Origin of the sequence: Sinorhizobium psoraleae, assembly GCF_013283645.1 — a bacterium.
Taxonomy (GTDB): domain Bacteria; phylum Pseudomonadota; class Alphaproteobacteria; order Rhizobiales; family Rhizobiaceae; genus Sinorhizobium; species Sinorhizobium psoraleae.
The window spans coordinates 1-5533 of sequence record NZ_JABEKV010000019.1; the positions used below are offsets into that span (position 1 = coordinate 1).

Here is a 5533-nt window from a genome sequence, read left to right on the forward strand (position 1 = left end):
TTTATCGAGGAAATCCACAAGAACGTAACCGGCGGTTTGGCGTCAAAAAGCAACACCAACAAAACCGCTCGGGTGTTCCATAATGTATGTTATGCCACTAAGTGTTTGAATTTGTTGGATACTTTTCCTTTTCCAGACGTTAGAAGCATGGACTCATTCGCCAGCCGCCGTAGCGAGTACGCTTCAACTCGTGGGTCGATGAACCTGGCCGCCACACGGACAGTTCAAAACTTGCAGCCATATGTGATGGTATTAACATACCGTAGAAACGAGATCGGCGGGATCATGCCGGCTCCCAGGGGTTGATGATGTCTAGTCCAGCGGCCTCGAACGGACTGGTATCGCGCGTAGCCACGATAAAGCCATGCGCAACCGCCGTTGCGGCGATATAGCCATCCGCCTTGCCGATGGCCTTGCCTGACGTTTTCGCTCGCGCCATCAGGTCCGCATAACTTCGCGACGCGTCCAAGTCGAAGGGAAGAACGCGCCCTGCAAGGGCTGGCAAGACCTCTCCTTCCAAGCGATTCTGAAAGACCGTGCGTCGCTTGCCTGCCGGCATGGCCGCCAAGCCGAAACGCAGTTCGGCCACCGTAATCGCGGACAGATACAGTGTTTCAATCATCTGCGCATCGATCCAGGCCAACACAGTGCGATCCGGCTCGGCCTTCCACAATTCGGATATGACGTTGGTATCGAGCACGATCATTCGAAGCTCATCGGTTCAGCAGGAGTCTTGTCACGGAGCTGGTTGAAATGCTCCGCTTCGGCATCCGTCAGCCCTCCAGCTTCATGGGCGATGGACGCCAATAAAGAGCCGAGTTTGACCCGCTCGGGGGGCCGGACAGTCGTTTCGAGGATGTCGCGGATCTCGGCTTCGGTGCTGCGGCCATGCATTGCTGCTCGTACGCGTAGCGCTCGGTGCACCTCGTCGGGCAGGTTCCTAACGGTCACATTTGCCATGATGTCTTCCCTTCATTGACGATATCAAAGATGGCATTATATATCTTCTGATATCATACCGCAATATCTCATGGAAGATTTCGCCAATACTTTAGCTGCCCTAATCGATTATAGTTGTGATGAGCAGTTTTCTGGAGGTTTATTTTACTTGCCTCTCAAGTACCGCGTAAAAAAAGAGCCTAGCACCGATTCGGTAGCTTATCCCCTGTCTTTCACGTACTCGCGGTTCGTGGCGCCGAGTGGACGATCAAAGACCGCCAGCCCGCGCACCAGTGGGTCGGCAGTAGTGCCTGGGGGCCGGTTGGCATGCCACTGGAGTATGACAATGTCGAAGGATTCGCGTAAGGGCGATAATCACGGAGGCGGCTCCGGTAAGATCGAAATCATCGTCGTCGTGAACGGCCAGCCTACGCAGGTCGAAGCCAATCCCAACCAGCCGCTTCACGTCGTTCGCACCAAAGCCCTTGAGAACACGCAAAACGTGGCCCAACCTGCCGAGAACTGGGAGTTCAAGGACGAGGCCGGCACGCTGCTCGACGTCGACAAGAAAATCGGTGATTTCGGCTTCGCGAACACTGTAACCCTGTTCCTCAGCCTGAAGGCGGGTGTCGCAGGTGCCTGAACTCCAAACTGTGGACCCGGAGGTCTCTCGAGCGAAGTTTGATCGGGAGATCAGCCGGTTCCGCGCATATGCAGATGCCTATCGGACGCAAGGCTGCTTTCTGATCGAGGCGAGCTTCCCGAGCGCTTTCTTCATATTTGCGACCCCAAAGGTAAAGCCGCGCGTTATCGGCGCAGCCATCGAGATCGACTTCACCAACTACGATCTCAGACCACTGTCTGTGGTCTTCGTCGATCCGTTTACGCGTCAGCCGATTGCCCGGAAGGACCTTCCCCTGAATATGTTAAGGCGTCCGCAACTGCCCGGAACCCCGCCGGAAATGATTTCAAATCTCATCCAGCAGAACGCTGTATCATTGACCGATTTCATTCAAGCCAACAGTCTCCAAGACTCCCCATTCCTATGCATGGCTGGAGTCCGGGAATACCACGATAATCCAGCGCACTCAGGTGACCCATGGCTACTTCATCGGGGTTCTGGCGAAGGCTGTTTGGCCTTCATCCTGGACAAGATCATCAAATACGGGACCGGCCCCGTGGAGCAACTGCATATTCAGCTTCAATACGCGGTGGGACTGCTGGTACCACCTCAGGCCATTCCAGAATGACGCCGTTAGAGGATGTCAGGACCGTCGCCCTCCCCCGAGACTGCGTGTCCACAGTACAGGCGCATCTGCGGTCGGTTGGACAGCAGGGCCATGAAGGGATGGCGCTCTGGGTCGGCGTCCAGCAAGACCAGCATTTTGTCATAGCGGAGACAGTGATCCCGGCGCAGCGCCACATCCGAACAAGTGATGGCGTCTGTGTGATGGTCCCTGCCGAAGAACTGCACCGGCTCAATGTCTGGCTCTACAAACGTGGCCTGACGCTTCTGGCGCAGATCCATAGTCATCCGGGCCGCGCCTATCACTCGACGACCGATGACGCCTATGCGGTCGCTACCACGATTGGGTGTCTCTCGCTGGTAGTGCCGAATTTCGCCCGCGAGCCGTTCGACCTTGCTCGTGTCGCCGCCTATCGACTTGACGCGAGGGCGAACTGGAATGAGGTCCCGTCCGCGGCACTGACGCGAATGATCACGATAACGAGTTGACGATGGCCCTTGCTAATTTCATCGACCGCGCCGCGACGGCGGCATCTCAGGTCCTGACCGATTTTCATCTGGGCGACTTCAAAGCGGCTCTTGAAAAGCAGGTCGTGGCCGTCGCCTTCGACGATCAGGCCATTTCCTGCGCCGAAGGTCAGGCGACGCTAGATCTTGCGGTGAGGTTGCTTGCCAGACTGTATCCGGTTCTTGCAATACTCCCCTTGGACAGTGCGGCGAGCTCTCAAGCCCAGGCGCTGGAGCGCTTGGCAAAGTCGATCAATCGGAAAATCGGCATTCGGCGTTCCGGCAAGTCCGCCACGGTCTGCCTAGTTGCAGGCGCGACGCGCCCATCACTCCGGTGCCCAACCTTTTTCATCGGATCGGACGGTTGGGCGGCAAAGCTGTCGCGTACGGACCCGGTGGGCTCTGGCTCGAGTTTGCTGCCCTATGGAGCTGGCGCCGCCAGTTGCTTCGGCGCCGCCAACGTCTTTCGAACCATCTTCGCCGCCCAGTTGACCGGCGCCGAGTCGGACGAGAACATCGACCTCTCGTTATACAGCTACAACAAGTCGAGGGCCGGCGATGCTGGCCCGATTGATCCCGCTGTCGACCTTGGCGAAACGCACCTCGTTGGCCTCGGCGCGATAGGCCATGGCGCGCTTTGGGCCCTGGCGAGACAATCCGGCCTCTCAGGCCGCCTGCATGTCGTCGACCACGAAGCGGTCGAACTCTCAAACCTGCAGCGCTACGTATTGGCCGGCCAAGCGGAGATCGGCATGTCCAAGGCGGTTCTTGCAACCACCGCCCTTCGATCGACCGCTTTAGAGGTCGAGGCGCACCCGCTGAAGTGGGCAGAACATGTTGCGCGCCGGGGCGACTGGATTTTCGATCGAGTGGGTGTGGCGCTTGACACAGCCGCCGACCGTCTCGCTGTCCAAGGTGCTCTGCCGCGATGGATCGCGAATGCCTGGACGCAGGAACACGATCTCGGCATCTCGCGGCATGGTTACGATGACGGCCAGGCATGCCTTTGTTGCATGTACATGCCATCCGGAAAATCCAAGGACGAGCACCAACTGGTTGCCGAGGAACTCGGGATACCGGAAGCACACGAGCAGGTGAAAGCGCTATTGCAGACCAACGCCGGCGTCCCCAACGACTTTGTGGTTCGAGTGGCTACGGCGATGGGCGTGCCTTTTGAGCCGCTCGCCCCGTTTGTTGGCCAACCTCTCCGTTCCTTCTACCAGCAGGCTATTTGCGGCGGTCTGGTATTCCAGCTTAGCGATGGAAGTCGTCTCGTTCGAACCGTGGTTCCGATGGCCTTTCAGTCAGCGCTTGCCGGGATCATGCTTGCCGCGGAGCTGGTCAAACATAGTGCGGGTTTTCCCATGAGCCCAACGACAAGCACTCGCGTGAATCTTCTGCGTCCCCTTGGATCTCACTTACATGACCCGAAAGCCAAAGACTCGAGCGGCCGCTGCATCTGTAGCGACGAAGATTTCATCTCGGCCTATAGGCGCAAATACGGCAACGGCGTTGAACCTCTGAGCAACATATCCGCTGAGCAGAAGCGGACGTCGCCGTTGCCGCGGACGGGGCGGCAGGTGTGCGCGTGACAATCTCGGCGCCACTATGACACCTTCGGCCTTTTTCTCTGTCTCCGATCGTTCCACGCGAATTCGGTCCGGACTTGTCACGGAGCTGGTTGAAATACTCCGCTTCGGCTTCGGTGCTGCGGCCATGCATTGCTGCTCGCACGCGAAGCGCTCGACGCCAACTGCGCTAAGAACCGTCTTCCGCCACTTCCTGCTTTTGGACGGGCTCGGCAAGTGGGTAGCTTCCGTTAGTTCGACATTTTGTTCGGCCAGAGCCTTGCGCAAGGCTTGGGCAATGGATTTGGAGCGCGCGAAAACACTCATGGTTCTTTCCCTTTCTGGGGCGGAATGGAGGCTCAGTGCTCGCGTTTCTGACGAGCCGCCCACAAGGGTCAAGCCATGAATTTGTGCATTCACCATTCCGGATGGAGCGAGCGGCGGGCTTGACGGGCCGACTCGGATGGTAGCCAATTTGCCGTTGAGGTCAACGAACCACAGTCTCCGCTGCCGCGCCAAAAAAGAAGCGAAACTGTGATAGAAGTGTTCGTCAGGCCGGAGCAAAGGCTAACGAAGGGCAGCGCAGCAATGCTGAAAACCGATACCCGCCAAGCGAATTGGCGCCGTGCCAATCCAGGGAAGTATGATGCTCATCTCGCTGTGCAGCGCGCAGTGAAGGCAGGCGACCTGGAGAAGCAAACGTGCGAAGTCTGCGGGATCGAAGCGGTCGATGCCCATCACGACCAATATGATGAGCCTTTGAAGGTACGGTGGTTATGCCGGCGGCATCACACACGACTTCACCACTACGGCGAAGACATGTTTCCGATCAAGGATGGATTTTAGTTGCCCTTTGGACTTGGCAGGCGGCAGACCTCGGGCTCCGTGGCTATCTCTGGAAGGTTTCGGTGTGACGGAGCATATGCTGCTTGCCAGGCAGCCCCGGTCGTCTATCGCGGGGCGATGCAGATGCTCGAGTGCCGCGGTATGAGGCGACACAAAAATATGGTGGGCCCGGCAGGACTCGAACCTGCAACCAATCGGTTATGAGCCGACGGCTCTAACCATTGAGCTACAGGCCCCTCCTAACAAACGGCTTAAGGCAGCCGTCAGGGTTTTGCAATATTTCAACGAACAACGTTTGTGAAGATGGTCGCTAGCTCATAAGGCTCCCATGCCTGCAGCGCTGCGGGCGATCGACAATCAACGAACTGCCCTGTATGCGACGTCCACGCCCCATCGCTTTTTCAGTTGCAGCGATCTGAGGTTGATC

Annotated in this window: 9 protein-coding genes and 1 tRNA gene; 6 read left to right on the forward strand and 4 right to left on the reverse strand. The window is 57.7% G+C overall.

Going from position 1 to position 5533, the window contains the following annotated elements; genetic code table 11:
- On the forward strand, window positions 1-306 hold a 306-nt coding region (locus ILFOPFJJ_RS34825), incomplete at its 5' end, for a hypothetical protein (RefSeq protein ID WP_210267705.1).
- Here ILFOPFJJ_RS34825 and ILFOPFJJ_RS33375 read toward each other — a convergent pair.
- Complete coding sequence (locus tag ILFOPFJJ_RS33375) at window positions 284-706, reverse strand: type II toxin-antitoxin system VapC family toxin (RefSeq protein ID WP_026616820.1); 423 nt, start codon at window positions 704-706, stop codon at window positions 284-286. The genes ILFOPFJJ_RS34825 and ILFOPFJJ_RS33375 overlap by 23 nt on opposite strands.
- Complete coding sequence (locus ILFOPFJJ_RS33380) at window positions 703-960, reverse strand: FitA-like ribbon-helix-helix domain-containing protein (RefSeq protein ID WP_010875326.1); 258 nt, start codon at window positions 958-960, stop codon at window positions 703-705. Before ILFOPFJJ_RS33380 ends, ILFOPFJJ_RS33375 begins: the two co-directional genes overlap by 4 nt.
- A 325-nt stretch (window positions 961-1285) precedes the next feature.
- On the opposite strand from ILFOPFJJ_RS33380, the gene ILFOPFJJ_RS33385 reads away from it, so the two are divergent.
- The 4 genes from ILFOPFJJ_RS33385 to ILFOPFJJ_RS33400 are packed head-to-tail and all read left to right on the forward strand — an operon-like array spanning window position 1286 to window position 4284.
- Window positions 1286-1582, forward strand: coding sequence for a DUF2604 domain-containing protein (locus ILFOPFJJ_RS33385; protein ID WP_173514686.1), 297 nt, complete (start codon window positions 1286-1288; stop codon window positions 1580-1582).
- Window positions 1575-2189 (forward strand): putative metal-binding protein, encoded by a 615-nt coding sequence (locus ILFOPFJJ_RS33390; protein ID WP_173514687.1) that lies wholly within the window; start codon window positions 1575-1577, stop codon window positions 2187-2189. The genes ILFOPFJJ_RS33385 and ILFOPFJJ_RS33390 overlap by 8 nt, the downstream gene beginning before the upstream one ends.
- Window positions 2190-2233: 44 nt before the next feature.
- The gene (locus ILFOPFJJ_RS33395) at window positions 2234-2674 is read left to right on the forward strand and encodes a Mov34/MPN/PAD-1 family protein (protein ID WP_225180473.1); all 441 of its coding nucleotides are present in this window, start codon (window positions 2234-2236) and stop codon (window positions 2672-2674) included.
- Between the two features lie 2 nt (window positions 2675-2676).
- Window positions 2677-4284: an E2 ligase fold family C protein gene (locus tag ILFOPFJJ_RS33400; protein ID WP_173514688.1), complete on the forward strand. Its 1608-nt coding sequence runs from the start codon at window positions 2677-2679 to the stop codon at window positions 4282-4284.
- Here the strand turns inward: ILFOPFJJ_RS33400 and ILFOPFJJ_RS36880 are convergent.
- Complete coding sequence (locus ILFOPFJJ_RS36880; protein ID WP_512700889.1) at window positions 4169-4426, reverse strand: hypothetical protein; 258 nt, start codon at window positions 4424-4426, stop codon at window positions 4169-4171. The two genes, ILFOPFJJ_RS33400 and ILFOPFJJ_RS36880, sit on opposite strands and share 116 nt — an antisense overlap.
- A gap of 422 nt (window positions 4427-4848) precedes the next feature.
- Here ILFOPFJJ_RS36880 and ILFOPFJJ_RS33405 point away from each other — a divergent pair, with 422 nt between their 5' ends.
- Window positions 4849-5106 (forward strand): hypothetical protein, encoded by a 258-nt coding sequence (locus ILFOPFJJ_RS33405; protein ID WP_173514689.1) that lies wholly within the window; start codon window positions 4849-4851, stop codon window positions 5104-5106.
- A gap of 160 nt (window positions 5107-5266) precedes the next feature.
- On the opposite strand, the gene ILFOPFJJ_RS33410 is transcribed toward ILFOPFJJ_RS33405, so the two are convergent.
- A tRNA-Ile gene (locus tag ILFOPFJJ_RS33410) sits at window positions 5267-5342 on the reverse strand.
- Between the last annotated feature and the right edge of the window lie 191 nt (window positions 5343-5533).

Coding starts and splice junctions, on each gene's coding strand:
- ILFOPFJJ_RS33375 (WP_026616820.1), bottom strand. CDS start 706: ATGATCGTGCTCGATACCAACGTCATATCCGAATTGTGGAAGGCCGAG.
- ILFOPFJJ_RS33405 (WP_173514689.1), top strand. CDS start 4,849: ATGCTGAAAACCGATACCCGCCAAGCGAATTGGCGCCGTGCCAATCCA.
- ILFOPFJJ_RS33385 (WP_173514686.1), top strand. CDS start 1,286: ATGTCGAAGGATTCGCGTAAGGGCGATAATCACGGAGGCGGCTCCGGT.
- ILFOPFJJ_RS33380 (WP_010875326.1), bottom strand. CDS start 960: ATGGCAAATGTGACCGTTAGGAACCTGCCCGACGAGGTGCACCGAGCG.
- ILFOPFJJ_RS33400 (WP_173514688.1), top strand. CDS start 2,677: ATGGCCCTTGCTAATTTCATCGACCGCGCCGCGACGGCGGCATCTCAG.